19 protein-coding genes are annotated in these 24,707 nt (G+C 54.3%); 9 read left to right on the forward strand and 10 right to left on the reverse strand.

Annotated features, from left to right (window positions below):
• Positions 1 to 28: 28 nt before the first annotated feature.
• The 3 genes from GS646_RS20725 to GS646_RS20735 all read right to left on the reverse strand — a co-directional run bounded on the left by GS646_RS20725 (position 29) and on the right by GS646_RS20735 (position 5,109).
• On the reverse strand, positions 29 to 1,651 hold the full coding sequence (locus GS646_RS20725; protein WP_171648123.1) for a bifunctional aspartate transaminase/aspartate 4-decarboxylase: 1,623 nt from the start codon (positions 1,649 to 1,651) through the stop codon (positions 29 to 31).
• 18 nt (positions 1,652 to 1,669) lie between these two features.
• Positions 1,670 to 3,355, reverse strand: a complete 1,686-nt coding sequence (gene aspT / locus GS646_RS20730; RefSeq protein ID WP_171187837.1) for an aspartate-alanine antiporter — start codon at positions 3,353 to 3,355, stop codon at positions 1,670 to 1,672.
• A gap of 221 nt (positions 3,356 to 3,576) precedes the next feature.
• A complete protein-coding gene (locus tag GS646_RS20735) occupies positions 3,577 to 5,109 on the reverse strand; it encodes an alkaline phosphatase family protein (RefSeq protein WP_171648121.1) in 1,533 nt (510 codons plus the stop codon).
• Positions 5,110 to 5,339: 230 nt separating this feature from the next.
• Here GS646_RS20735 and GS646_RS20740 point away from each other — a divergent pair, with 230 nt between their 5' ends.
• Genes GS646_RS20740 through GS646_RS20755 form a run of 4 tightly spaced genes read left to right on the forward strand, consistent with a single transcriptional unit; the run spans position 5,340 to position 9,256 of the window.
• Positions 5,340 to 6,464, forward strand: a complete 1,125-nt coding sequence (locus tag GS646_RS20740) for an MlaE family lipid ABC transporter permease subunit (RefSeq protein ID WP_171648119.1) — start codon at positions 5,340 to 5,342, stop codon at positions 6,462 to 6,464.
• Between the two features lies 1 nt (position 6,465).
• Positions 6,466 to 7,281: an ABC transporter ATP-binding protein gene (locus GS646_RS20745; protein WP_171648117.1), complete on the forward strand. Its 816-nt coding sequence runs from the start codon at positions 6,466 to 6,468 to the stop codon at positions 7,279 to 7,281.
• A 5-nt stretch (positions 7,282 to 7,286) separates the two neighbouring features.
• Positions 7,287 to 8,603: an MlaD family protein gene (locus GS646_RS20750; protein WP_171095003.1), complete on the forward strand. Its 1,317-nt coding sequence runs from the start codon at positions 7,287 to 7,289 to the stop codon at positions 8,601 to 8,603.
• Positions 8,600 to 9,256, forward strand: coding sequence for an ABC-type transport auxiliary lipoprotein family protein (locus GS646_RS20755; protein WP_171187829.1), 657 nt, complete (start codon positions 8,600 to 8,602; stop codon positions 9,254 to 9,256). The genes GS646_RS20750 and GS646_RS20755 overlap by 4 nt, the downstream gene beginning before the upstream one ends.
• Positions 9,257 to 9,375: 119 nt before the next feature.
• Here the strand turns inward: GS646_RS20755 and GS646_RS20760 are convergent, their stop codons facing one another.
• From GS646_RS20760 to GS646_RS20785, 6 genes are read right to left on the reverse strand one after another with little or no spacing between them, the layout of a single operon-like run.
• Positions 9,376 to 10,899: a DHA2 family efflux MFS transporter permease subunit gene (locus GS646_RS20760; RefSeq protein WP_171187827.1), complete on the reverse strand. Its 1,524-nt coding sequence runs from the start codon at positions 10,897 to 10,899 to the stop codon at positions 9,376 to 9,378.
• The gene (locus tag GS646_RS20765) at positions 10,896 to 11,879 is read right to left on the reverse strand and encodes an HlyD family secretion protein (RefSeq protein ID WP_171187826.1); all 984 of its coding nucleotides are present in this window, start codon (positions 11,877 to 11,879) and stop codon (positions 10,896 to 10,898) included. Before GS646_RS20765 ends, GS646_RS20760 begins: the two co-directional genes overlap by 4 nt.
• A 32-nt stretch (positions 11,880 to 11,911) precedes the next feature.
• On the reverse strand, positions 11,912 to 12,238 hold the full coding sequence (locus tag GS646_RS20770; RefSeq protein ID WP_253746687.1) for a cytochrome o ubiquinol/quinol oxidase subunit IV: 327 nt from the start codon (positions 12,236 to 12,238) through the stop codon (positions 11,912 to 11,914).
• Positions 12,231 to 12,863 (reverse strand): cytochrome c oxidase subunit 3, encoded by a 633-nt coding sequence (locus GS646_RS20775; RefSeq protein WP_171187824.1) that lies wholly within the window; start codon positions 12,861 to 12,863, stop codon positions 12,231 to 12,233. Before GS646_RS20775 ends, GS646_RS20770 begins: the two co-directional genes overlap by 8 nt.
• Positions 12,860 to 14,950 (reverse strand): cbb3-type cytochrome c oxidase subunit I, encoded by a 2,091-nt coding sequence (locus tag GS646_RS20780; protein ID WP_171187822.1) that lies wholly within the window; start codon positions 14,948 to 14,950, stop codon positions 12,860 to 12,862. The genes GS646_RS20775 and GS646_RS20780 overlap by 4 nt, the downstream gene beginning before the upstream one ends.
• On the reverse strand, positions 14,947 to 15,906 hold the full coding sequence (locus GS646_RS20785) for a cytochrome ubiquinol oxidase subunit II (protein WP_171648115.1): 960 nt from the start codon (positions 15,904 to 15,906) through the stop codon (positions 14,947 to 14,949). Before GS646_RS20785 ends, GS646_RS20780 begins: the two co-directional genes overlap by 4 nt.
• 159 nt (positions 15,907 to 16,065) lie before the next feature.
• On the opposite strand from GS646_RS20785, the gene GS646_RS20790 reads away from it, so the two are divergent.
• From GS646_RS20790 to GS646_RS20810, 5 genes are all read left to right on the forward strand, one after another.
• Positions 16,066 to 17,313: a lytic murein transglycosylase gene (locus GS646_RS20790; RefSeq protein ID WP_253746685.1), complete on the forward strand. Its 1,248-nt coding sequence runs from the start codon at positions 16,066 to 16,068 to the stop codon at positions 17,311 to 17,313.
• A 685-nt stretch (positions 17,314 to 17,998) separates the two neighbouring features.
• A complete protein-coding gene (gene galU, locus GS646_RS20795) occupies positions 17,999 to 18,892 on the forward strand; it encodes a UTP--glucose-1-phosphate uridylyltransferase GalU (RefSeq protein ID WP_171187818.1) in 894 nt (297 codons plus the stop codon).
• A gap of 68 nt (positions 18,893 to 18,960) precedes the next feature.
• Positions 18,961 to 20,400 (forward strand): mannose-1-phosphate guanylyltransferase/mannose-6-phosphate isomerase, encoded by a 1,440-nt coding sequence (locus GS646_RS20800; protein WP_171187816.1) that lies wholly within the window; start codon positions 18,961 to 18,963, stop codon positions 20,398 to 20,400.
• A 165-nt stretch (positions 20,401 to 20,565) separates the two neighbouring features.
• Positions 20,566 to 21,636, forward strand: coding sequence for a DUF2793 domain-containing protein (locus tag GS646_RS20805; RefSeq protein ID WP_171187814.1), 1,071 nt, complete (start codon positions 20,566 to 20,568; stop codon positions 21,634 to 21,636).
• A gap of 565 nt (positions 21,637 to 22,201) precedes the next feature.
• The gene (locus GS646_RS20810) at positions 22,202 to 23,506 is read left to right on the forward strand and encodes a UDP-glucose/GDP-mannose dehydrogenase family protein (RefSeq protein WP_171187812.1); all 1,305 of its coding nucleotides are present in this window, start codon (positions 22,202 to 22,204) and stop codon (positions 23,504 to 23,506) included.
• Positions 23,507 to 23,658: 152 nt separating this feature from the next.
• On the opposite strand, the gene GS646_RS20815 is transcribed toward GS646_RS20810, so the two are convergent.
• A complete protein-coding gene (locus GS646_RS20815; protein WP_171187810.1) occupies positions 23,659 to 24,660 on the reverse strand; it encodes a sterol desaturase family protein in 1,002 nt (333 codons plus the stop codon).
• Positions 24,661 to 24,707: the final 47 nt, after the last annotated feature.

The raw sequence follows: 24,707 nt of genomic DNA on the forward strand, positions 1-24,707 counted from the left end.
AATCATGTTTGATGCCTCGCGCGTTGGGTCAGGACCCGCCGTGTAAGGGCATAGCATTTGCAGCGCGGTATGCCTCGACATATCCTCTGGCGACAGACCTTACAGCGCGACCTATCTGGGCATAGGCTTCGTCCGGCAGGTTGGCAAAGGACACGCGCGCAGACCAACCCGGCGCATCGAACCCGCTGCCATTCAACAGAACAATCCCGTGATCCTCGGCAAGTTTGAAGGCAATATCGAGTGGATGCACGTTCTTCTTGATCCAAGCCACAACGTCGTCGCCAACATATTTGCGCAACCAATATTCGAAGTCGATGATCCCATAATAGGCGTCGTAGTTTTCGCCTGCATTGACCTCGATCCCCATCGCTTCGGTCAATAGTTTGAACCGCCGATGTACAAGTTCCATACAGGCGGTTTGATAGTCTTTCTTGGTGTCAACCAGCTCAACAAGTGAAAACAGGGTCATCATGACTTGTTGAGGTAAGGACAGACCAGCGGTGTGGTTCAAGGCAACGTCCCGGCTGTCTGCAACCAGGCGATCAACGAAGCGGATATCCCGAGGCGTAAGGCTTAGTGTGCCATACCGTTTGTCCAGCGTCTGCTTTATCTCTTCGCTGTGTTCTGCCAGTTTGAGGTCAAAGATATTGTCTTGTGCAACGGCAATGACACCCAAACGCCAGCCCGTGCAGCCAAAATATTTGGAATAGGAATAAACGCCAATTGTGTTGCGTGGCATGTACCCCATGACCGATGTGAAATCATGCACGAAGGTTCCATAGACATCATCTGTCAGAACGATGAGGTCGGGACGATGGTTCTCGACCACATCTGCCAGCTTCTCCAAAGATGCCTTGTTCAGCGCAACTGACGAAGGATTGCCCGGATTGACCAAAAAGAAGGCTTTTACTTTGGGGTCTTTCAACGTCTCGACCGCTGCATCGGTCAGTTGGAAACCGTCTTCTTCATCCGTTTCCACATGAACGGATTCGAGGCTGTAATCCTCCAAGTCGGGCATTTCGAGATACGGAGTGAAGATCGGGGTACTCAGCGCAATCGTGTCCCCTGCGTTCAGCAAACGGTTGGCCTTGAGTGACTTGAAGATGTAACACATCGCCGCCGTGCCGCCTTCGACTGCAAACAGGTCGAATCGTGTCTCGGGCCGTCGGCCCGCACACATGGCCCACATCAGATATTCATGCGCGATAATTTCATTGTGGTGCAGGATGCGGTCCGGCACCGGGTAGTTGTCTCCAATAATCGAATCCGTCAGCTCATGGACAAACGCATCAGCATCAAAGTCGAAAGCAAAAATGGCGTGTTTGACCACAGTCAACAAGGTGTCGGTACCCGGCATATCGGCATTGGCCTCAGCCCAACGCAAAAAGCGATCATGGCACCCTTTGATGGCTGGCATCCCACCCAAACCCGCCGGATGGTCCATAACGCGTTTGGCTTCGGTTATGGCAAACTGACCGAGCGCAAAGAACGCTTCACGCGGGCGTGTCGCGATCCAGTTGGGGTTGCCGCGCCCTGCGTTCAGAAACGCACTGTTGGACTTTCGTGCCTCATCTGAGGCCAGTTTGATCAGCTCATCCTTGATCTGAAAAGGGCTAAGCGCTTCGTAATCGTGCAGTTTCAGACGGTCCATACCACATACCTTTCCAAATCAACTGAGGATCAAAACAACGACCATGCCAAAGATGGTCAGTAACGTATTCCCGATCGCATAGGGCATCCCATACCCCAACGCTGGTATTCGGCTTTGAGCGGCTTCCTGGATCATCCCCAGCGCAGCTGTTGTGGTTCGCGCACCCGCGCAGGCCCCGAACAATATGGCCGGATGAAACTTGAAAACGTAGTGGCCAACATAGACAGAAAAGATCATGGGCAATGAGGTGGCGACAATGCCCCAAAGCAGCAATGCAACACCGGCCTGCTGAAGCCCTGCAACGAAACCAGGGCCCGCACTGATCCCAATCACAGCAATAAATACGTTCAGGCCAAGGGTATTCATCAACCACAACGACGGGCCGGGTATACGTCCGAAAGTTGGATGAACCGTTCGCAACCAGCCAAGCAACAAGCCCGACAATAGGGCCCCACCTGTTGTCGAAAGGCTGATTGGGAAACCCCCCATGGTAATCGCAAGGGTCCCGACCAAACCGCCAAGAAAGATCCCCCATCCGACAAACGCAAGATCCGTCGTGTCCACCGGACGATCTGCATACCCAATCTGGGCGATTGCGGCTTCGACATGGCGCTTTGACCCAAGAACCGTCAGGATGTCACCGCGATGCACGACAGTTCCCGGCAACAGCGGCAGTTCGACCATGTTTCGCATCAGCTTTGAGACATAGACGCCACGGGCCAGCGAGAGCTTGCTTAGGTCCTCCAGCGTTTTTCCGTGAACCTCTTTGCTGGTGATAAGAACATCCAGCTTCTCAGTTGGCGTGTTTAGCAATTCTGGAGCGTCAGCCTCTTTCATACGCCCTTCAAGAAGGCCGACCAAGTCCGCGCGCCGCCCGGAAAACATAACGATGTCGCCCGCCTGTAGTTCCGTGCTGTCCTCAACCTCGATAATTTCATCGCCACGCTTGATCCGTTCCGCGTAGATCCGCACTCCGGGCATCAAGTCCTTGACCGGTTGGCCTATCAAGTCACTGTCGTGTGGTATTTCAAACGCCCGTGCTTCGATCATGCGATAGGCTGATACGATACCGTCACCGGCCTCAACCGCCGCGCCGCCACCCAGTTGGGCTTCGTATTCCTTACAGGCAGCAACCAAATCCACACCAATCAGACGCGGGCCTATCTTGGCCAGAATGATGGCAGAGCCGATTGTGCCGTAAATATAGGTCACAGCGTAGGCGATCGGGATTTGATTGGCGTAGGTCTGCGCCTGCTCTGTCGACAGGCCCAATTGATTAATCTGATCTGTTGCGACGCCAATTGCGGCCGAAATGGTCTGCGACCCCGCGTACAGGCCCGCCGCAAACCCAAGCTCTAGGCCCGCGACCATTGCGGATATGACCGGCACAATCAGGCACAAGGCCAGAACACTGAGCGCAAAGAAGACTTCACGCGCACCGTCTGCTTTGAGGCCGCGAATGAACTGTGGACCGACCCCATACCCAACCGCAAAGATGAACATGATGAAAAAGGTCGATTTGACCGCCGAGTCGATTTGGATATGTGTTTGCCCAATGATCACAGCCGCAAGCAGTGTCGCCGTGACCGTTCCCAGACTGAACCCAAAAAGCTTTTTGGGGCCGATCCAAAACCCCACCCCTATCGACAGAAAAACCGCCAGTTCGGGATAGCTGCGCAGCACATTTACAAACCAATCGCCCATCACCATCCTCCTCAGAGCACCCTGCAAGCGCAAAGGTGTTTTTGGAACATTGAAATCGCTGACAGGCCGATCCGAACAATTCAATCAGTAACAAGGAACAAAAGCACCGACACTGCAGGCCGTCAGAGCGAAATTAGAAGCGTATTTTTCAAGGACGATACCGTAAGATATGAATTTGTCTATAAATTTTCACCAACAGACCCCAATCACCAAAGAGATGTCTAGTAGCGAGAGCGGGATTTTGCACCTTCCGTTGTAATGGAATGCAATGACAACGTATGGTCCATGTTTCGCATGCGATGCCGCAACATCTGGCGGCCCATCCGGGCTAGTTCAGGCGCAAACTCGGGCTTGTTTGCCACATTCTCGAACTCGCCTTTGCCTTGGTGGTCAAACAGAATTGGCGGCAGATCGGCTGCGAATTCGATCAGGGTAAATCGATCATCTCGCAAAATCCCCAGACAAGAGTCGCTGTTGCTCGTTCCCAGTCGCTGTTGCCAAAGGGTCGGATTCTCAGGTTCCGAGAAGTCCAGTTCACTGAACGAATAATTGCGCCAGTCTTTGGGAACCTCGCCATGCAACAACGGCATCAAGGACAGACCATCCATCGCGTTCGGAGCCGTTTGCCCGATCCAGTCAAGGATTGTCGGCGTTACATCTACTGACTCTGTCGGCACCGTAATTTGACTACCTGCGTGGGCCTCATTCCCCGGCAAACGGATCATCAACGGTGTATGATAGGCTGCATCATATACCGTCATTTTGCCCCAGCTGTGGCGATCCCCCAGCATTTCGCCATGGTCTGCGGTTATAACCACCATCGTATCGTCATATTGCCCGCTGTCCTTCAGGTATTGCATGACGCGACCGATATGGTGGTCTACTTCTGTCGCCAGTCCCAAATAAACTGCGCGCAATGTACGAATGTTGGCGTCTGTTGGTTCAACTTCGTCGAAGCCGTGAACAAATTCTTTTGCTGTATAGACATCCAGTTTCGGGCCAAAGAACGGGTGCAGCTCTTTCTCGGCTTCCGCGCTGTGCAACCGTTGCGGCAGGGGAATATCTGCCGGGTTGTACATGTCATTGTACGGCGCAGGTGCGACCAGAGGCGGATGTGGCCGGATATAGGTCAGATGGGCAAACCAGCCCTTTCCTCGATGGGGCGCGATGCCGTCAAGGAATGCATCGGTGAGGAATGCCGTATCGCTGTCTTCCGCCCGATACAGTGCCGGATCGTTCAATTTAGGGGGCTGACCGTTCATTGAGACGGGTTTGTAGACATCCCAATACTGATCGAACTCATACCCTTTCTTCATCAGATGGGCTTGCCAGGGATACGATTCTTCAAGGCGCATTTCGACGACTTCCAGAAATCCGTTCATGGATTCCTCGTAAGACTTAAGCACCGGGTCGTTTGCGTCATGAACCCGTGGGTCAGCAGAGGTATCTGTGTAACCAAACAGCATCGGCGTATATCCCGCTTTGCGCATTTCTGTCGCTATGTTCGGGGTGTCGTGACGCAACGGGGTTCCATTCCTGACAGACCGATGGTTCATCGCATATTGACCGGTCAGCAACGAAGCACGCGAAGGGCCGCAAGGGTTAGTAACCGAGAAGTGCCGTGTGAAAGTCACGGCGTCATCCATGAACGCCCTGAGGTGAGGGAGATCCACGTAATCCGCCAATGCACCGTTCAGGCAATCAGCCCGAAGCTGATCGATGATGATGAACAATACGTTTTTGGCCCCAGGCATACGAACTCTCCGGCTCCGAACTTGATTCCCACGCGAAATGTGTCTGGCTTCTTGTGCTCAAGCAACTGATAAAATGAAGACATCGCCGCTTGCTAAAGCCGTCAGAGATTACAAAACGTGACTCTACCAAATAAGGTCAGGCGTGACGCGCGCGCCATCCTGCTCCACAAAAACCCTGCCTTTCGAAACAAAGACTTGCGGGCCAAAGGGGTTTTACTTCACATGACGATATGACGAAGCCAGCGATATCAGCCGAGCGCGACACCGACGGTACTCATGTCCGTATATCGGGTGAATTGCTGACCCAATTGCTGCATTCGGTAGAACAGGACTTTGCGGCTATCCAACCTGCACCTGACAGGGTCGTTTTTGATTTGTCCCGCATTGAAGCGCTGGACACTGGCGGTGCGTGGCTGATCGCTGACCTTGGTCGGCGGTGCACCTCGAACGGCGCGACGATAGAAATCCAAGGGGCAAAGCCTGCGCACGCCAAGCTGATCGATACTGTAACGCATAGTATACCGGACAACCCAGGCAAACTCGAAGACCCCCGCAGCTTTACGGACTGGGTTGCCGATGTTGGCCGCAGCACGTTCGGGGCCTGGAAAGATACGCTGTCTATGCTGGAGTTTCTGGGGCTTACGTTGCACCGGCTGTTTAGAACCGCTGTGATGCCCTGGCGGCTGCGCAAAGCAGCGTTGGTCACGCATATGGAGGAGACCGGCGTCAAAGCCCTGCCGATTGTGGCCTTGATGGGCTTTCTGATCGGCGTTGTTCTGGCCTTTCAGGGCGCTACGCAGCTCAAGCAGTTTGGCGCAGAGATATTTGTTGTCGAATTGATCTCAATCTCGGTTCTGCGCGAATTGGGGATTTTGCTGACCGCTATCATTGTTGCAGGCCGCTCGGGTTCTGCGTTTACGGCTTCCATTGGTTCGATGAAAGTGCAGGAAGAGATCGACGCCATGCGGACCCTGGGGTTGGATCCGATAGAGGTACTGGTCATTCCCCGTGTCCTCGCTCTTTTGATCATGCTGCCCATTCTGGGTTTTGTGGCAGACATGGCCGGTTTGTTCGGTGGCGCCTTGATGAGCTGGATTGACCTTGGCGTGAGCCCGGGGATGTTTCTGACACGGTTGAAGGAAAACACGGATGTCTGGCAATTGGCGGTGGGTTTGATCAAAGCACCCTTTTTCGCTTTGGTCATTGGCGTGATCTCTTGTTGGCAGGCCATGCAGGTCAGAGGGTCAGCGCAAAGTGTGGGTCAGCGGACAACCGCCTCGGTTGTGCAGTCCATCTTCATGGTCATTGTGATTGACGCCCTGTTCTCGATTTTCTTCTCAGAGGTCGGAATTTGACATGATCAGCGAAACACAACAGGCACCGACTTTGACAGAAACGCAGCGAGAGGCCGTGATCCGTGTGCGCGGCCTCAGAAACCAGTTCGGAACGCAGGTTGTGCATGACAACCTCGACCTCGATGTCTGGCGTGGTGAGGTTCTGGGAATTGTCGGCGGGTCCGGGACAGGCAAGTCCGTTTTGCTCAGAACAATTGTTGGACTGAACAAACCCGCTGCAGGAAGTATCGAGGTTCTGGGCGTAGATGTTCTGAACGGCCCCGAGGAAGATCGGCGCCGCATCGAACGCCATTGGGGTGTGGCATTTCAGGATGGCGCGCTGTTTTCCTCTTTGACCGTGTTGCAGAATGTAATGGCCCCGCTGCGCGAGCACACTGACCTCAGCGAGAAATTGATGGAGTCCCTCGGCGCGCTGAAAATCAGCTTGGTGGGTTTGCCGCAACTGAGCTGCGGCAAGTTTCCATCCGAGCTGTCTGGCGGTATGCGCAAGCGTGCGGCGCTGGCACGGGCATTGGCGCTGGACCCTGAGATCGTTTTTCTGGATGAGCCAACCGCCGGATTGGACCCGATCGGTGCGGCGGCTTATGATGAGTTGATTGGCGAATTGCAGCGGGCCCTTGGGTTGACGGTGTTCATGGTTACCCATGATCTGGACAGCCTTTATGCCATCTGCGACCGGATTGCCGTACTTGCAGAACAGCGCGTACTGGTTGAAGGTCCGATAGAAGACATGACCAAGGTCGATCATCCTTGGGTGCAGGAATACTTTACAGGCCCCCGCGCCCGCGCAGCACAACAGAAGGGCCAAAACAGGTAGAGGCAATGGAAACCCGAGCGAATTATATCCTGATTGGCGCGTTTACCCTTGCAGGGCTTTTAGGCGCGTTCGGTTTTTTCCTGTGGCTTGCGAAATTTGAGGTCTCGCGCCAATACGCTTACTATGACGTCTTATTCGACAATGTCTCAGGTCTTTCCGCCGCGGGAGGTGTAAGCTTTAACGGCCTTCCCGTGGGGCAGGTCATTTCGTTGAATCTGGATGACGACGACCCCTCGAAAGTCAGGGTGCGCATCGAAGTAGATGCAGACATTCCAATCACTGACGAAACCGTGGCGCAGTTGCAATCACTGGGTGTGACCGGTGTCGGTTATGTAGAGCTGACGGGTGGGTCGCCAGATTCACAGCGATTGGCACAGGACAGCGTGATCAAAAGCAAGCGGAGCACGATTCAGTCCTTGTTCGAAGGCGCGCCTAAGGTTCTGGACGAGGCTGTCACGCTTTTGGAAAGTCTGAACAAAGTCGTTGACGACAAGAACCGCGAGGCCGTGAGCAACATACTGGACAACCTTGCGTCAGCCACAGGGCGGCTGGACAAAACACTGACCAGCTTTGAGTCTGTCGCTAGCGACATCGGCAGTGCGGCCAAGGATATTGGCGAGTTTTCCAAACGCCTGGATCCTTTGGTCGAAACAGCGGAAACAACACTTAATGCCGGTACAGATACACTGAATTCAGTCAAATCCGCGTCCGAATCCGCAAAAGCCGCGCTGGACGAGGCAAAAACCACGATCCAGACGGCAGACCGCATCCTACAGCAGGATATTCAACCCTTCATTGAACGCGGCTCGCGACTGGCTGAACGGTTAACCCTGTTGTCGGACGAAGGCAGCGTCACGCTTGGAATTGTCAACGAAACCGTCCTGAACGCAAATACAACGCTGGGCTCGATCACTTCAGCGATGGACACAGCAAAAGGGGCATTGTCCTCGGCAGAGACAGCGTTCAATTCCGCCAACCGCGTTATGGAAGAAGAAGTCGCGCCAGTTGCGGCCGACATCCGCAAGGCCGCCAACCAAGTGACCGAAACAGTATCAAACATCACTGAGAAGATCGACCAAATCTCGGACGATGTACTCAGCGCGTCCAACTCGGCGTCCGAATTACTGGGCACAATCGACGGCATCGTTCAGTCCAACCGCCGCCAAGTGTCGGACTTCCTGCGCGTTGGTCTTCCGCAATTTGTCCGTTTCGTCGAAGAAGCCCAACGCCTTGTCATCAGTGTAGACCGCCTTGTGGACAAGGTTGAACGAGACCCTGCGCGTTTCCTTTTAGGCACCCAAGCATCGGAGTTCCGTCAATGATCAAGCCTGCTCTCGCTATGCTGGTGGTTGCCCTGATCGGCGGCTGTGCCGGTCTGGGAACGTTGCAACAAGCGGCCAGACCCAATGATCTGTACCTTTTGACGCCCAAAAGCACATTCTCGTCCGCGTTGCCCAGAATACAGAAGCAGATCGTTGTACAGGAACCCACGGCCACTGCAGCGGTGAATACCGATCAAATCGCCATTCAGCCAACACCCTATCAGGTGCAGTACCTGCCACGGGCTCGTTGGGTAGATCGCGCGCCATTGATCGTTCAGACCCTGTTGGTGGAAAGCTACGAAAACTCGGGGAAAGTTGCCGCGGTTGGACGTTCCACAGTTGGCCTGAGAGCTGATTATGTAATCGCACCGGACCTGCGCGAGTTTCAGGGCATCGTGGTCCAAGAAACAGAAACCGGTAAATCGGTCCGTATTGAAGTGCGTATGAACATAAAGGTCATTGACGAATACGAAGACAAGATTATCGCGTCCAGTTCGTTTCAGGAAAACGTTGTAGCTGCCAGCGATCAAACGCCGGATTTGGTCAAAGCATTTGATCTTGCCTTGGGTCGTGCCATGCGAGATGCCGTTGAGTGGAGTATTCGCAGGATCAACACACATGTGGCAAACAACCCAAGGTCTACCCCTAGCTAGGCCTTGAAGCTTAGACTACGGCGAACTGGACCGGCGTATTCGCTGTTTATTGCGAAAATCCGTTTACTCAGGTGGTCGGCACAGCTCTCATCGCCTGCGTCTAAGCACACGTGCCTAGGTTAGTGCACATGGGCTGTCGATTGGGTTCCCGGCTTAGGGGCGCGGCAAAAGAACAACAGCGGAATTGTCGCCAAGGCCAGCAAGCCGAGATTGTTGAAAACGGTCAGGTATGAGATCATTTCCGCTTGTCGCGCAATTTCCTGCCCCAGAATCACAGCACCCTCAGCACTGTCAGGTGTCAGACCAAGCGGGCTCAGATAAGCCTGTGCTGCCGGGTTGTACGGTGTAACATTCTGGCTGAGCACTGCAGTATTGGTCTGAAGCCCGCGTACGATCCATGTGCCGACCAGCGAGATTCCAACCGATGACCCCAGTTGCCGGGTCACGTTGAACAAGCCAGATGCTTCATCTTGCCGGTTTTTACTGATGCTTTCAAACGCAAGGATAGACATTGGAACGAAGACCAATCCCATCCCTAACCCACTGATGGCTCCGGGCCACGCCAGTTCCCAAAATCCGGCGTTGAGGTTGAGCGCCCCCATCATGAAATTGCCAATCGCAGTCAGCAACAGTCCGGCACCTGTCAACACACGTGGATCGAAATGATGAACCAGCACCGCACCTGTTAAAACCATCGATAACCCGGCAGTTATGCCGCGCGGGATAAACAGGTGGCCCGAAGCGATCACCGGGAAATCGAGCAGATTTTGGACAAGCGTTGGCAATATTGCGATACCGCCAAACAGTGAAACCGCGAAACCTGCGATGATCAGGTTGCACAGGGCAAAATTCCGGTCCGCAAAAAGACGCAGGTCTACGACTGCATCTCTGGAAACCAGCGCGTGAACAACAAATCCAATCGCTCCCAGAATTGACGCTACAACAGCCACCTGGATTATGCGGGACGACATCCAATCCATGGTTTCGCCCTGGTCCAGAACAAACTGCAGGCACCCGATACCAAGCGCCAACAAGGCCAAACCTTTCCAATCGATCTTCACATCTTCGGTTTTATCTTCGGGCAATTCTCCGGCTAGCAAAAGAAGGGCAAGAGCCGCCACAGGCAAATTAACAAAGAACACCATACGCCACGAGAAATACTCGGTCAGGATCGCGCCAACCGTTGGCCCAAGGACCGGCGCTACTACGACACCCAACCCGAAGATCGCCATCGCCTTCCCACGGTCTTCCCTGGGGAAGGCATCGAACAGGATCGATTGTGACAGTGGGATCAAAAACGCCCCAAACATACCTTGGGCCAATCGAAAGGCAACAATGACCTCTAAGCTCCAAGACAGGCCACACATCACCGACATCAGGGCAAATCCGCTGACCGCCGTCAGGATCAGCCGCCGCCGACCCACACGGCGCGCTACGAAACCAGTCAGCGGCATAATGACCACGGCTGACACGATATAGCTGGTCAAGATCCAAGTCGCTTGATCAGTGGTCGCCCCAAACGCCGCCTGAATGTGGGGCAACGCGACGTTGACGATCGTGCTGTCCAACACTTCCAGTATGGCGCTGAGGACAACAGCGACCACGATCACCCGGTTTACATGACCGGACGTCGCCGAAGTCATTTACCGTCCGCCGGACCTGTTGTGTCTACAACAACTTTACTGCTGCCACCGACACGCAAAGGGGCATCGGTCGGATCCAATTCGATCCTAACCGGAAAACGACGCGTGACCTTAACCCAGTTACCGCTGGCATTCTCGGAAGGCAGCAATGAAAACGTGTCTCCTGATCCGCGCCCAATGGAAGCCACTTTTCCGCTCAGTTTCACACCGGGCAGCATGTCGACCTGAACCGTGACCGATTGGCCGGGTCGGATGCGTGGCAATGACGTTTCTTTGAAGTTCGCATCCACCCACCAGTCCGATGACTCGACAATCGAAAACTGCGGAGCGTTGGCCGAGACCGATGACCCCGGCCGCAAAGTCAGATTTGCGACCCAGCCGTCCGCCGCAGCAAAAACCTTGGTCCAGGCAAGATTTGTTTCGGCGATCTCAAGCTGTGCTTGCGATGACAGGATGTCGTCCTGCTTTGCCTCCAACCCGCTTTGCAGTGCCAACAGGCTGGATTGGCTGGTCGTCAGTCGCGCTGAGGCTTGTGCGAATTCCGATGTGGTCTGATCCAGTGAAGCTTGTGCCACATCCCCCGAGGCAAACAGCGCCTTCGCTCTTTCGAGGCTTTTGTTCGCCGTGTCATAAGCGGATTGGGCACTTTCAACAGCTGCTTCGGCTGCGGTTATCTGAGTGGAGTAAGACTTGGCCTGTTGCACTGCACTGTCCAAATCGGCCTTTGCCGCATCGACCGACGCTTTGAACTGGGTTTCGTCAATTGAAAACAGAAGGTCGCCAGTCTTGACCGGTTGATTGTCCGAAATATGAACCTCGGCGACCTGGCCAGTTACCTGAGCCGCCACATAGATAATATTGGCTCCGATATATGCATCCTTGGTGGATGGATACCTTTCTTCATGCCGCCAGAACAGTAACAATCCAACCCCAATGGCTACCAACATTACGGCGATTGCTGTGGTTTTGAGAGGTTTCATCGTCACTTCCCCTGGTTCGCAGTCTGAGCCACTTACATTGCGTGCATATGCATGCGTATCGCCAGATTGCCCAGGACCCAAACAGTACCAAGGATCATGATCAGCAGAACCATGGTGGAAAACAGGACCAGATGAAGGTCTTCCCGGCTGCTGCGTCGGCGGTCGATATGCAGGAAATACACAAGTTGCAAAACAAGTTGGGCCAGACCCAGCAAGCCGATCGTCAGATAGACGCCGACCGTTTCGATGCCGAACACATACGCCACTCCGAACATGGCGAGTGTAAGGATCAGCGAGCCGCCATAACCGATGACATAGCGCCGTCTTTCGCGCCGGTGCATTTCGGACCTGTTATCCATAGGTCAGCCCTCCAAAATACACGATGGTGATAATGCCGATCCAGATCAGGTCGAGAAAGTGCCAGAACAACGCCAAGCGAACGACCCGAGAGATGATTACATCCGTCATTCCTTTGACCCTCAGTTGGATACCCAGAACGATCAGCCACAAACACCCTGCTGCAACGTGCAAACCGTGCAACGGAACCAAACCAAAGAATGCCGAAAGGAACCCACTGCGTTGCGGGACACCGCCCTTTTCCGCCATAGCCATGAAATCGCGCAGTTCGAGCACCAAAAAGCTGATTCCCAACAACAGTGTGACACCAAACCACAAAATGATGCGCCCGCGCGGTAAATTGTATTTCAGCGCCAGCATGGCAAGACCAACCGTTAGGCTGCTGGTCAATAGGATCAGGGTCTGAGCAAAGACGCTTTTCAGGTCGAACAACTCGTGGGGACCGGGGCCGCCCGCCTGTGCATCGATCATGGTTATGTAGATCGCGAACATCAGCCCAAAATAGACCAGATCGCTCATCAGGAAGACCCAGAACCCAAAAGTAACAACTTCGGCTGCTTTGTGGGCGCTTGCGTGGCGCTCTCCAAGGTTGATGCCGGGGTAACTATGTGTTGGTGCGCGCTTCACGTGACCGCCTCCAGATCAGGGCGGGCAAGGCCGCGGTTTTCCGGCGAGGTCTCATAGTCACGATCTACCGCCTTTTCGTTGTAAACCAACGAAAGCCACGCTTCGTGATCTCTGCGCACTTCTTCTGCGGGGATGGTAAATTCGGTGCTGTCGTCGAACGTCCAAATGATCACCGCCAGGATTATCAACACGGTCATAAGGACCGCCAGCCACCAGATCCACCACACCAGCGCAAACATCCAAATGCCACTAAACACACACAGGATAAAGCCAATCCCGGTGTTGCGAGGCAGCTCGATATCCTCATAAGCGTCCGGCGTTGGGTACGCGGCACCCCTTTCTTTGGCCGCCGCAAAGTCATCCCGGTCAGTCACTTGTGGAATGATCGCGAAGTTGTAGGGCGGCGGGGGCGACGGGATTGACCATTCCAACGTGCGGCCATCCCATGGATCCCCTACCGGAACGCGTGTTTTTTCGCGGTCGCGGATGCTGACCCACAATTGGATAAGGACCGAGAACAAAGCGCACGTGATCACCAGCGCCCCAACGATGGCGACGATCATGAAAGGGTGGAATGACGGATCGTCGTAACTGAACGAGCGTCGCGGCATTCCCATTAACCCAACAAAATAGAGCGGCATGAAGGTCAGCAGAAACCCTATGGTCCAGAGAGCGACTGTTATCCGGCCCCAGAACTCGTTCAGGCGGAAACCGAACGCCTTGGGGAACCAATAGTTATAAGCCGCCAAAAGGCCGAACAGCACGCCCGGCAACAGAACGTTGTGGAAATGCGCCACCAGAAACAGCGTGTTGTGCACCTGATAGTCTACCGTTGGATTGGCCAGGATCACCCCGCTGAGGCCACCAATCACAAATAACATCAGAAATGCCAGCCCATACAACATCGGCACCGAAAACCGGATACGTCCTCGCCACAAGGTTGCCATCCAGTCATAGACTTTCACACCGGTCGGAATCGCGATCAGCATAGTTGCAATACCAAACACGGCGTTGATCAACGCGCTTTGACCCATGGTGAAAAAGTGATGCAACCAGACCGTGAAGGACAGCACCGCAATCGACATTGTCGCAATAACAAGCGAGTTGTAGCCATAAAGCCGCTTGGCCGAGAAGGTCGCGAAAACTTCGGAATAGATGCCATACGCAGGCAGCACCAGCAGGTAAACCTCGGGATGACCGAACAGCCAGAACAGGTTGGCGTAGTTCATCATATTGCCGCCGAGATCGTTGGTGAAGAAGTGGAAGTCCAGATAACGGTCAGCTGCCAGCATCAGCGCCGCAACACCCAGGGGCGGCATCGCAAAGACGATGAGGATCGAACTGCAGATAATCGTCCAGCAATACATAGGCAGACGCATAAAGGTCATACCCGGCGCACGCATCTTGTAGATCGTTACTGCAAAGTTGATGCCTGTGAGCGTGGTCCCAATACCCGACACGACGATGGCCCAAATCCAGTAGTCTGGACCGACGCCCGGATTAAACGCGGCACCGGTATATGGTGGATAGGCCGTCCAACCACCGGTTGAGAACCGCCCGACCACCAGCGACACCATCAACATCATGCCTGACGACACCGTCAGGCCCAGACTAATCTGGTTCAGCCGCGGAAAGGCAACGTCGCGCGCGCCAATCATCAGCGGAATGACATAATTTGCGATGCCAAAGACAAAGGGAACAGCCACAAAGAAAATCATGATTGTGCCATGGGTGCTAAACAGCTCGGCAAAGTGTTCAGCCTCCAGAAAACCGTCACCTGGCCCAGCCGCCTGCTGCGCGCGCATGACGACGCCTTCCAATACGCCGCGCGCCAACATCACGATGGCAAATACGACATACATGATGCCAATCTTTTTGTGATCAACGCTGGTCAACCAATCGCGCCACAGCGGCGTCCACAGTCGAAACCAGCTGAGCAACCCGACCACAGCAATGACACCAACAATCACGACGCCCGCAGCCGCATTTGCCACGATCTCATTGGCGTTGGGATCTTGAAGCAACCCAGCAATTGGCAGCGCATCCCAGCTGAGTCGGCCAAAAAATCCTGTCTCTGGAGATGTCATTCTTGCTCCTCCTGCCCGAAGGATGCCGTGCCCGGTTGTTGATCGGCAGGCAAAGCCTCGCCGCTGTGATACCGGTGCAGAATGCTGTGGAACACATCCTCTTCCAGCGTGAAATACAGCGCATCATCAGGCATCTGTGCCGTCCCCAAAGCCGCCTGGACCTCGTCCCTGTCGGTCCGCATCGCAAGCGTCTGATAGGTGGCCGCGTTCAGCGGGATGCCGCCGGTGCGCACTTTGTCGACCCACGTATCAAAGGCGTCTTGCTCCATCGAAACTGTGCGGAACTTCTGTTTGGTAAAACCGCGTCCGTTATACTGCGTGTTTTCGCCCTGCATGACCTCTGGGGTATCCGCGACCAGATGCAATTGCGTTGTCATACCGGGCATCGCGTAAATCTGACCGGCAAGAGCGGGGATCATGAAAGACTGCATCACCGTGTCGGTGGTCAACGTCACGGCCACCTGTCGTTTGGTTGGGATTCCAAACTCGCCCACGCTGGCAATGCCCAGATCGGGATAAAGAAACAGCCATTTCCAATCCAATCCCACCACCTGAACCCGCACAGCAGGCTCCTCACCAAAAGCAGCCGAATATGGATCAAGCCTGTGTGTTGCCTTCCAAAGATAGAATGACAGGAGTGCCACGATTAAAACAGGCACGCCCCACATCACAAATTCCAGCTTTGCTGAAAAATCCCAGTCGGGACGATAAGCTGCCGCACCACCCTTTCGGCGTCGATACCGAAACGCAATCAACGGCACCAAAACCAAAACGGGAATAACGGCCACCATTATCAGCGCAGTGGCTCGCAAAAGATGGGTTTTCTGAATTGCTGCAATCGGACCTTGCGGGTCCATGAAGCTGTCGCTGGCAAAGGCCATCGGTGGTGTCACCGTCAAAAGGATCAAAGCAGCCATCACAAGCGAGGACGGGTTGGACAATCTGCCTTTGGCCATAACGCACAGCCCTCTCATGATCCAAATTCCGCTCAACTATCGGCAAATGCAAAAGATTTCTCAAGACCTTTCCAAACCCCAGATTGCCGGGGTACAACTTCTTTCAACCTTGGGTCACAACGGGCGTTACGCGTTGAGACCCCAACGGAGCAGAGACGCATGTTTTCTTTGATGCGCAAAATACTTGTCGCCACTGGTCTGATCCTACTCTCACACGCCGCTGTGGCGCAGGATCATGCTGAAGTTGAACGTCAGTTCCACGCTTGGCTACAGGACGAGGTTTGGCCAAAGGCACGAGCCAAAGGGGTTTCAAAGCAAACCATGGATCAGGCGTTGTCTGGTGTTACTTTGAACTGGAAACTGCCTGATCTGGTTCCTCCCGGGCAAAAAAACAAAATACCGCAAACACAAAAACAGGCCGAGTTCGGTTCGCCCGGACGCTATTTCAACGCTGGATCAGTTCAGGGCGCCACGTCCGTCGGGCGCAAAATGGCACAGCGTCACGCGAAGACGCTCGCCGTGGTCGAAAATGAAACAGGCGTTCCCGCACGGATTATCCTCGCAATCTGGGGCCGAGAAAGCGGTTACGGGCAGGTGCCGATCCGCCATGACGCATTCCAGGTTCTGTCCACCAAAGCCTTCATGAGTACCAGAACTGAGTATTTCACGGGCGAGTTGATCGCTGCTCTGCAAATCGCGGAAAACGGACATTTGTCCGCGCGAAAAATGAAAAGCAGTTGGGCGGGCGCATTAGGCCAGCCGCAATTCATGCCGTCTAACTATTTAACCTATGCAAAAGACGGCGATGGGGATGGGCATGCTGACATCTGGGGCTCGCCCGCCGATACTATCGCATCGATCGGCCACTACCTCGACCAGCATGGCTGGGTTAACAATCGGGACTGGGGTTTTGAGGTGTCTGTTCCTGAAACCGTGCCGTGTTCTCTGGAAGGGCCCGATCAGGGTCGCCCCATTCACAAATGGGAAGAGATGGGGATAGCTCGTGTCTCGGGCAGGCCCTTCCCAGCCCATGAGCGGGATGGTGAAGGATATCTGATGATGCCAGCCGGACGGCATGGGCCAGCCTTTATTGTCACGCCGAACTTCTACGTGCTCAAGGAATACAACAAAAGTGATCTTTATGCTTTGTTTGTTGGTCACGTCGGAGATCGCATTCAATTTGGCGTCGGGGATTTTTTAGAACGGTGGGGAAAGGTCGATGGGCTGTACCGGTCCGATATTGCAGCGATGCAGCGTGCTCTTGAACAGATGGGCCATGACGTTGGCGGAGCGGACGGGTTGCCTGGGTTCAAAACGCGCCGCTCGATTGGACGTTGGCAACAGACCGTGGGCTTTGCGTCAACTTGCTTTCCGGAACCCACCATGAAAGCCCAACTCGTACCCTGAAGGAGGTCGAAGGACCGAGTCCATAATCTGGATGGAGGCCCAAAACACGCTCGCCCGATTGACCATACGGCGGCGAAACACGCTAAGCTCCGCCGTATTCGCGTCCATTTTGGGGAATTTTACGCAATTGTCGCCAATTTCGGAACAGAGCAGCGGGTTCAGAAACCCAGTATTCACGTTGTGGTTATCGACAGGCGAGCTTCTATCAGCAGAGCGTTTTCTCAGTTGTAGCTCCTCGGATAAAGGTGAAATCCAAGCCCCTGTACAACGCTAAAATTACCACAATGCAAGGTCACTGAAGCCGAAAACGCCTGCTCAAAAAGCGCCGTATTTTGAACAGGATACGTGCTGATAAGCTGATATTTCTTCCGCCCCTTCAGCGAAAACCCAAATGCTGTGAGAGGACGATAAATCGGTTTCAAATTGTGTGGCATTCGCGCGCAATCGGTTCGCGGAATAAAAGCAGCGAACAATCTCATAGGGCTGCGCAAGACGTCGCTTTTTCGGTTCCTCTTGGTATTACCTAAAAAGAGCTCTCTTTTGACACCGGCCCGACAAGGTGGCACGATTTGACCAGTTGCCGCCCGCAACATCGGGCATCATTGATTGATCAGGTTCAGCAGCCTATGAGAACGTGTCGGACAAACCCCGCTTTTCCGGCTGAATATTGAAATTGAGAGGCGTCATGACACGCAAGGTCACCAAAGCAATATTTCCTGTTGCAGGGATGGGAACACGGTTTTTGCCGGCCACCAAATCGGTTCCAAAAGAAATCATGACCTTGGTTGACCGGCCTTTGGTGCAGTATGCTATCGACGAAGCCCGCGCGGCGGGTATCAAGGAATTTATTTTTGTCACCTCACGCGGGAAATCCGCGCTCGAGGACTATTTCGACCACAACCTTGTACTTGAACAGGAATTGAAGGCGAAAAAGAAAGACAAACTGCTTGAAATCCTGAATGAAACGAACATGGAAAGCGGCGCGATTGCCTATATTCGTCAGCACAAAGCTCTGGGTCTTGGACACGCCGTTTGGTGCGCCCGCCGCCTGATTGGGGACGAACCCTTCGCCGTCATGCTGCCGGACGACGTCATCGCAGCAGACAAACCCTGCCTTCAACAAATGATCGAAGCCTATGAAGAGACCGGAGGCAACATGGTCGCGGCCATGGAAGTCTCCTTAGAAAAAACAAGCTCTTACGGGGTATTGGATGTTGGGGACAGCATTGGTCCGGTCGTGCCGGCTCGCGGCATGGTCGAAAAGCCCGAGCCGACCGAAGCCCCATCAAATCTAGCAGTTATTGGCCGCTATGTTCTACGCCCGTCTGTGCTGAATAACCTGAACGCTATGAAAGCCGGAAGCGGTGGTGAAATCCAGCTGACCGATGCCATCGCCGAAGACATCGCTGATGGTGTTCCCGTATTTGGTTATAAATTTGACGGCCAGCGTTTTGATTGCGGGTCAAAATCGGGGTTCCTGCAAGCCACAGTCGCTTTTGCGCTTGCCCGTGACGACCTGCGCGAGGATCTGAGCCAATACCTCAACGATATTGTAGCAACCGGGAAAGCCGCCCAGTAGTTATAAGCCATTTCATTGAGTACGATTAAAGAAATACCTTCTGTGATTACCAGTTCAAGGGCATACGCATGACGAATACAGTTCATCCCGTCATTCTTTGCGGAGGATCAGGGACACGTTTATGGCCTCTGTCTCGCAAAAGTTACCCCAAGCAATTTGTTCCTTTGGTGGGTGACGCCACCCTCTTGCAGGATTGCGCTGACCGAATGCTTGGACCGTCAGATATGCCTTACGCAAAGCCGCTGGTTCTGACAAATGAAGCGTTTCGTTTTATCGTGCCCGAACAATTGGCCGAGGTCGGCATCGACCCCGGCCCCATCCTGATTGAACCAGAAGGGCGCAACACCGCTCCTGCTGTTCTGGCAGCAGCACTTTACCTGGCATCCCGAAACCCTGACGCCATCATGCTTGTGGCCCCTTCAGATCACGTGATTCCAAACAAGTCCGCCTTCCATTCAGCCGTAGCCGAAGGCGCGCGCGCGATAAGAGAACGTGGTGATCTGGTGACCTTTGGTATCACGCCTACACGACCAGAAACCGGGTATGGGTACCTCAAACTCAGCCACGCGCCGGACTCAACGGAACGTGCCGTCCCGCTGGATCGCTTTGTCGAAAAACCGGATGAAGAAACGGCGCAATCCATGTTGGCTGATGGTAGCTATCTGTGGAATTCGGGCATCTTCCTTTTCGCGGTGCGCGACGTCATAGCTGCATTCGAACAATATGCGGGAAATTTGATCGCACCCGTCCAAAAGGCAGTTAATGAGGCAAAAACTGACTTGGGCTTCCTACGACTGGATCCTGCCGCTTGGGCAGACGCTGCTGACATTTCAATAGACTATGCGGTCATGGAAAAGGCATCGAACCTAAGCGTGGTTCCGTATTCCGCAGGTTGGTCCGACGTCGGAAGCTGGACAGCCGTACAAGAACTGTCAGACATGAACGAAGACGGCGTTGCGACAGATGGCGACGTCACTGCAATCGAATGCCGTAATGTTCTGATACGATCAGAATCGCCGACTCAGGAAGTGGTGGCAATGGGGCTGGAGAATGTGATCGCAGTTGCGATGCCCGATGCGGTTCTGGTGGCCAGCATGGACAAGGCCCAGGATGTGAAACAGGCCGTCACTGCGCTGAAGGAAAAAGGGGCTAAGCAAGCAGAGGCCCTGCCGGTTGATCACCGTCCGTGGGGTTGGTTCGAAAGTCTGGTGATCGGTGACAGGTTTCAGGTCAAACGGATTCATGTTCACCCGGGCGCGGCACTGAGCTTGCAATCTCATCACCATCGATCCGAGCATTGGATCGTCGTTAAAGGCACTGCCAAAGTCACAATCGACGACAAAGAGCAACTGGTGAGTGAGAACCAATCGGTCTACATTCCGCTGGGTGCCACGCACCGGATGGAAAACCCGGGCAAGGTTCCGATGGTTCTGATCGAAGTTCAAACCGGAGCTTACTTGGGCGAGGATGACATTATTCGCTACGAAGACATCTATGCCCGCGAATAATTTCCGAAAGCCTTTTACCTAACCCCGAAAGCTGAGCCCGTTTTGCGGTTCAATGGTTAGCAGAAGATTTCCTGGGCGGTCGGCCCGGTCACAGAGGATTGACGCGCTATGCTGCACTGTGGCGCGCAACCGATGTTTCGGGCCGACAGCCACAGGAGGACCCTCGTGTCACAAACCTCACCCCGATTGAACCTTCCGTTTTTGCAACCCTCACAGGCGCAAAAGCACGTCACACATAACGAAGCACTGCGGCAACTTGATCTGATCGTGCAACTGACGGTCCGCTCAACCCACACCGACACGCCACCCGTGGTCCCTGAACAGGGAGAAGTTCACGCGGTTGGATCCTCTCCCACAGGGGATTGGGCCGGGCATTCCGGGGACCTCGCCGCTTGGCTGGACAACGCCTGGCATTTCGTGGTGCCCTCTCCTGGTTGGCGCGCTTGGGATGAAACCGCTGGGGATCTCAGAATCTGGGACGGCACAGCATGGGTTCCACTGCCCATCGACACGCAAAACCTGGATAGCGTCGGTATTGCGGCAACCGCCGACGCAACCAACCGCCTGACTGTTCGAAGCCCAGCGACGCTGCTGACCCACGACGGCGGCGGGCATCAGCTTAAAATCAACAAAGCCAGCGCAGGTGATACCGCGTCGCTCTTGTTCCAGTCGAACTGGACGGGCCATGCCGAGATGGGATTGTCTGGCAGCTCAGGTTTTTCAATCAAAGTGTCCCCCGATGGCGCAAACTGGACCCAAGCGCTGAGCTTTGACCCGACCACCGGCGCAGCAACAGGAGCAGCTGTGCAAAGCGATGCGTCCGACACCAGCACTGGTCGACTCATGCGGGCGGATTATGGCTATGGGCCAGGCAATCTATTGGGATCCGTTTCAGAAAGCGCGGGCACTCCAACCGGTGCCGTCATAGAACGTGGCCAAAACTCAAACGGAGAGTTTGTGCGGTTTGCCGACGGGACGCAGATTTGCACCGCTACCTTGCCCGCAGTTGATTGTTCTGGCGCTGAGGGTGCTTTTTTTTCGAGCTCCACATTCACTTGGGACTTTCCCACGCCTTTTGCCGCGACGCCAAGCGTCACTGGCAGCGGAGGCGCTGTCGGCCGGTTTGTTGGCTTGGACACGCCCGGCACAACGCGGGTTGACGGCAAAGTGCTGTCGGCGCTGTCGGATTCCTCCGCGTTATCACCGTCCGTAACCGCAATCGGGCGCTGGTTCTAAGCCAATAGGCCGTCCGGCTTTTGCACCGGGCGGCTATTTGTGCCCCAAGCTTTAGGGAACCGTTCCGGCGAGTCCGCTGAGAGATTGTGAAAACAACCTCATATAACACGCCCTCGTCCTTTCAACAAAGCGCTATATTTGGGCTGATTGGTTCGGAAATTCTCACCTCAGAAAACAAGTCCTGAACACCCATCTTGGCAAAGTAACTGGCTGTCGCTTGGCTTTAGTCGGTTTGCAATGTGGCGGCAAACTCTGAACGTCAAACAGTGCGCTTCGTTGATGCGCTGGAAAGGGTAAAACGGAGCAACATGTTTGTTCCAATGGACATTCTGGTCCATATCCAGAAAAAATTGGTGACGTAAACTCCGTTCAAACTGGGTGTAAATTGGACAAACCTGTGTTGCACGCTGAGAGACGTTGCAAAAGTTTACGCACCCTTATTGCTTCAAAAACAGGTAGAACCTATGGGGTACAGTTTACGGGCGCAGTGAACCATTGAATTTACCGCTGGTTTCTTTGATTGTTCGCGCGTTGTCGGCAGGTATTGGTAAGAAGGACTTTTGAGATGCGTATTGCGATGATCGGCACCGGTTACGTCGGCCTTGTGTCTGGCGTGTGCTTTTCGGATTTCGGTCATGATGTGATTTGCGTCGACAAGGCGGACCAGAAGATCGACATGCTCAAAGCCGGAAAGGTTCCAATTTACGAACCCGGCCTCGACGTGTTGATGGCCAAAAACGTGGCTGCCGGTCGCCTGAGCTTTACCACCGATTTGGACGCGGCCGTGGACGGAGCAGACGCGGTCTTTATTGCAGTGGGAACCCCGACCCGACGCGGTGATGGCCATGCAGACCTGACCTATGTGATGGCGGCTGCAGAAGAAATCGCACAGGCCGTCACCGGGTATACCGTGATCGTCACAAAATCGACTGTGCCTGTAGGCACCAACAGGCAAGTGCAGGCAGTGGTCGCGGCCGCCAACCCCAACGCAGAATTCGATGTCGCTTCGAATCCTGAATTTCTGCGCGAAGGGGCTGCGATTGATGATTTCATGCGCCCTGACCGCGTTGTGGTTGGGGTGGAAAACGACCGCGCTGCTGAAGTGATGGCCGAGATTTACCGCCCACTCTACCTGCGCGATTTTCCGATCCTGACCACCGATCTGGAAAGTGCCGAGATGATCAAATATGCCGCCAACGCGTTTCTGGCGACCAAGATCACGTTCATCAACGAAATCGCTGGCCTGTGCGAGAAGGTCGGCGCAGATGTAAAAGAGGTGTCTCGCGGCATGGGGCTGGACGGACGGATCGGCAACAAATTCCTGCACGCAGGGCCCGGCTATGGCGGTTCGTGTTTCCCCAAGGACACTGCGGCACTGGCGCGGATTGGCCAGGATCACGCGCATCCGATGCAGATCACCGAAACAGTAATTCGCGTGAATGACGAAGTCAAAAAGCGTATGATCGAAAAGATCCGCGAGGCCTGTGACGATCACTTCAACGGCAAAACCGTTGCGGTTCTGGGGGTTACTTTCAAACCCAATACAGATGACATGCGCGATGCGCCTTCTTTGTCCATTGTCCCGGCCCTGATCGGCGGAGGCGCGAAAGTGCGCGTTGTGGATCCACAAGGAAAATCCGAAGGCGAAACTTTACTGCCGGGCGTCGAATGGTGCGATGATCCTTATGTTGCCGCGCAAGGGGCTGACGTTCTGGTGCTGCTGACGGAATGGAACGAGTTCCGAGCGCTGAACCTTGGCGACTTGGCCCAGGCCATGAGCACACCCAGAATGGTCGATCTCCGCAATGTCTATTCAGAGAGCAAGACCCTGAAGGCTGGCTTTGATACCTATGTCGGAGTGGGGCGCTGAGCTTTTCCGGTCTGGTTGTCAGGCGTTGCCCGCAACATTCCAGCTTTGCCACCTTACCCTGAAGCTTCGTAGCAGAGTGAGAAGCTAGGTCTGGATGTAAATCCCAGTCCTTTGCAGGGTCGTTTCAGGCTCGACAAAGGAATAGTGCGGCTTTACTCGCCCGCCCAGATTTTGCGCCTGCGTTCTTTGACCATTTCGTTGCCCTCGTCTGTGCCGTCGTGGAACGTGTTGAACCACTCATCCCAAGGCGTTTCCCACGTGCCGTAGTTGCAATCAAAGAACCTGTGGTGCAGTTGATGGAAAAAGTCCCCGACCTGAAACTTGGCCTTGTTGCCGAATTTAACGTGTTCGAAACCGGCATGAGAGGTCGGCGCACCAATTCCGTGATGAAACAACAGAAAGAGCGCGTGGATTGGATGGGACGGCAGAAGAAAGAAAATCATCGTGTCGAACATCAAAAAGAAGCTTTCGACAGGGTGCATGGCTAGGCCAGACCATGGACCGGTGTTGATGTTGCGATGATGCCAAGCGTGCACTTTGGTATAGAACGGGCCGACATGCAGCAGACGGTGTAGCCAGTAGAAGTGAAAACCCGCCCAGATCGGAACAAAAACCACAACCGAGATGAACCAGATTGGATTGCTGTCGAAGGTGATCATGGTGATCCAACCATTGGCATAGGAATACAGGATCAGGCATTCCCAAAAAGTCCAGAAGGTCAGCGCCGGGCCTAAGGTCCAGAACATGTTGTCCCAGACCTGGTTCTTGAAGGTGAAAACCTTTGCGCCCTTCATCATCGGGCGCATGTCATAGCGGTATTCATCCTGTTGTGTGCGGAATTTCCACAGTGCCAGATGCAAGCCACCTGCAACCACCATCAGAATACAGAAATTCCGAAACCAGATCTCGGCCACCCAATCCCAGCTGAACGTCTGGATCCGGACGAGTGACGGGGTCAGGTAATTCCAGGTGATGATGGCAAAAACCAGCAGCAGCGCGCGCAGCGCCAACGGGTTCCAGCTTTGCAGAAGGTAACGCAGCGCAGCCAACGGTTTCATCGGCCAATCCCAGTACGGAGACGTCTGAATTGGCAATTGCGGTGTAAAGTTCCAGATTTTGCGTTTGGGTCGCGGAGGCAGAGCTGGATCGGTCATGGCTGGGCTCATTCATTTTGTTCGCTGCCAATACGCTAACGCGTCTT

This window comes from Ruegeria sp. HKCCD4315, from assembly GCF_013112245.1.
GTDB lineage: Bacteria > Pseudomonadota > Alphaproteobacteria > Rhodobacterales > Rhodobacteraceae > Ruegeria.

Coding starts and splice junctions, on each gene's coding strand:
- galU (WP_171187818.1), top strand. CDS start 17,999: ATGACACGCAAGGTCACCAAAGCAATATTTCCTGTTGCAGGGATGGGA.
- GS646_RS20815 (WP_171187810.1), bottom strand. CDS start 24,660: ATGACCGATCCAGCTCTGCCTCCGCGACCCAAACGCAAAATCTGGAAC.
- GS646_RS20785 (WP_171648115.1), bottom strand. CDS start 15,906: ATGGCCAAAGGCAGATTGTCCAACCCGTCCTCGCTTGTGATGGCTGCT.
- GS646_RS20725 (WP_171648123.1), bottom strand. CDS start 1,651: ATGGACCGTCTGAAACTGCACGATTACGAAGCGCTTAGCCCTTTTCAG.
- GS646_RS20790 (WP_253746685.1), top strand. CDS start 16,066: ATGTTTTCTTTGATGCGCAAAATACTTGTCGCCACTGGTCTGATCCTA.
- GS646_RS20810 (WP_171187812.1), top strand. CDS start 22,202: ATGCGTATTGCGATGATCGGCACCGGTTACGTCGGCCTTGTGTCTGGC.
- GS646_RS20800 (WP_171187816.1), top strand. CDS start 18,961: ATGACGAATACAGTTCATCCCGTCATTCTTTGCGGAGGATCAGGGACA.
- GS646_RS20745 (WP_171648117.1), top strand. CDS start 6,466: ATGATCAGCGAAACACAACAGGCACCGACTTTGACAGAAACGCAGCGA.
- GS646_RS20750 (WP_171095003.1), top strand. CDS start 7,287: ATGGAAACCCGAGCGAATTATATCCTGATTGGCGCGTTTACCCTTGCA.
- GS646_RS20765 (WP_171187826.1), bottom strand. CDS start 11,879: ATGAAACCTCTCAAAACCACAGCAATCGCCGTAATGTTGGTAGCCATT.
- GS646_RS20780 (WP_171187822.1), bottom strand. CDS start 14,950: ATGACATCTCCAGAGACAGGATTTTTTGGCCGACTCAGCTGGGATGCG.
- GS646_RS20770 (WP_253746687.1), bottom strand. CDS start 12,238: ATGGATAACAGGTCCGAAATGCACCGGCGCGAAAGACGGCGCTATGTC.
- GS646_RS20755 (WP_171187829.1), top strand. CDS start 8,600: ATGATCAAGCCTGCTCTCGCTATGCTGGTGGTTGCCCTGATCGGCGGC.
- GS646_RS20760 (WP_171187827.1), bottom strand. CDS start 10,899: ATGACTTCGGCGACGTCCGGTCATGTAAACCGGGTGATCGTGGTCGCT.
- aspT (WP_171187837.1), bottom strand. CDS start 3,355: ATGGGCGATTGGTTTGTAAATGTGCTGCGCAGCTATCCCGAACTGGCG.
- GS646_RS20740 (WP_171648119.1), top strand. CDS start 5,340: ATGACGAAGCCAGCGATATCAGCCGAGCGCGACACCGACGGTACTCAT.
- GS646_RS20735 (WP_171648121.1), bottom strand. CDS start 5,109: ATGCCTGGGGCCAAAAACGTATTGTTCATCATCATCGATCAGCTTCGG.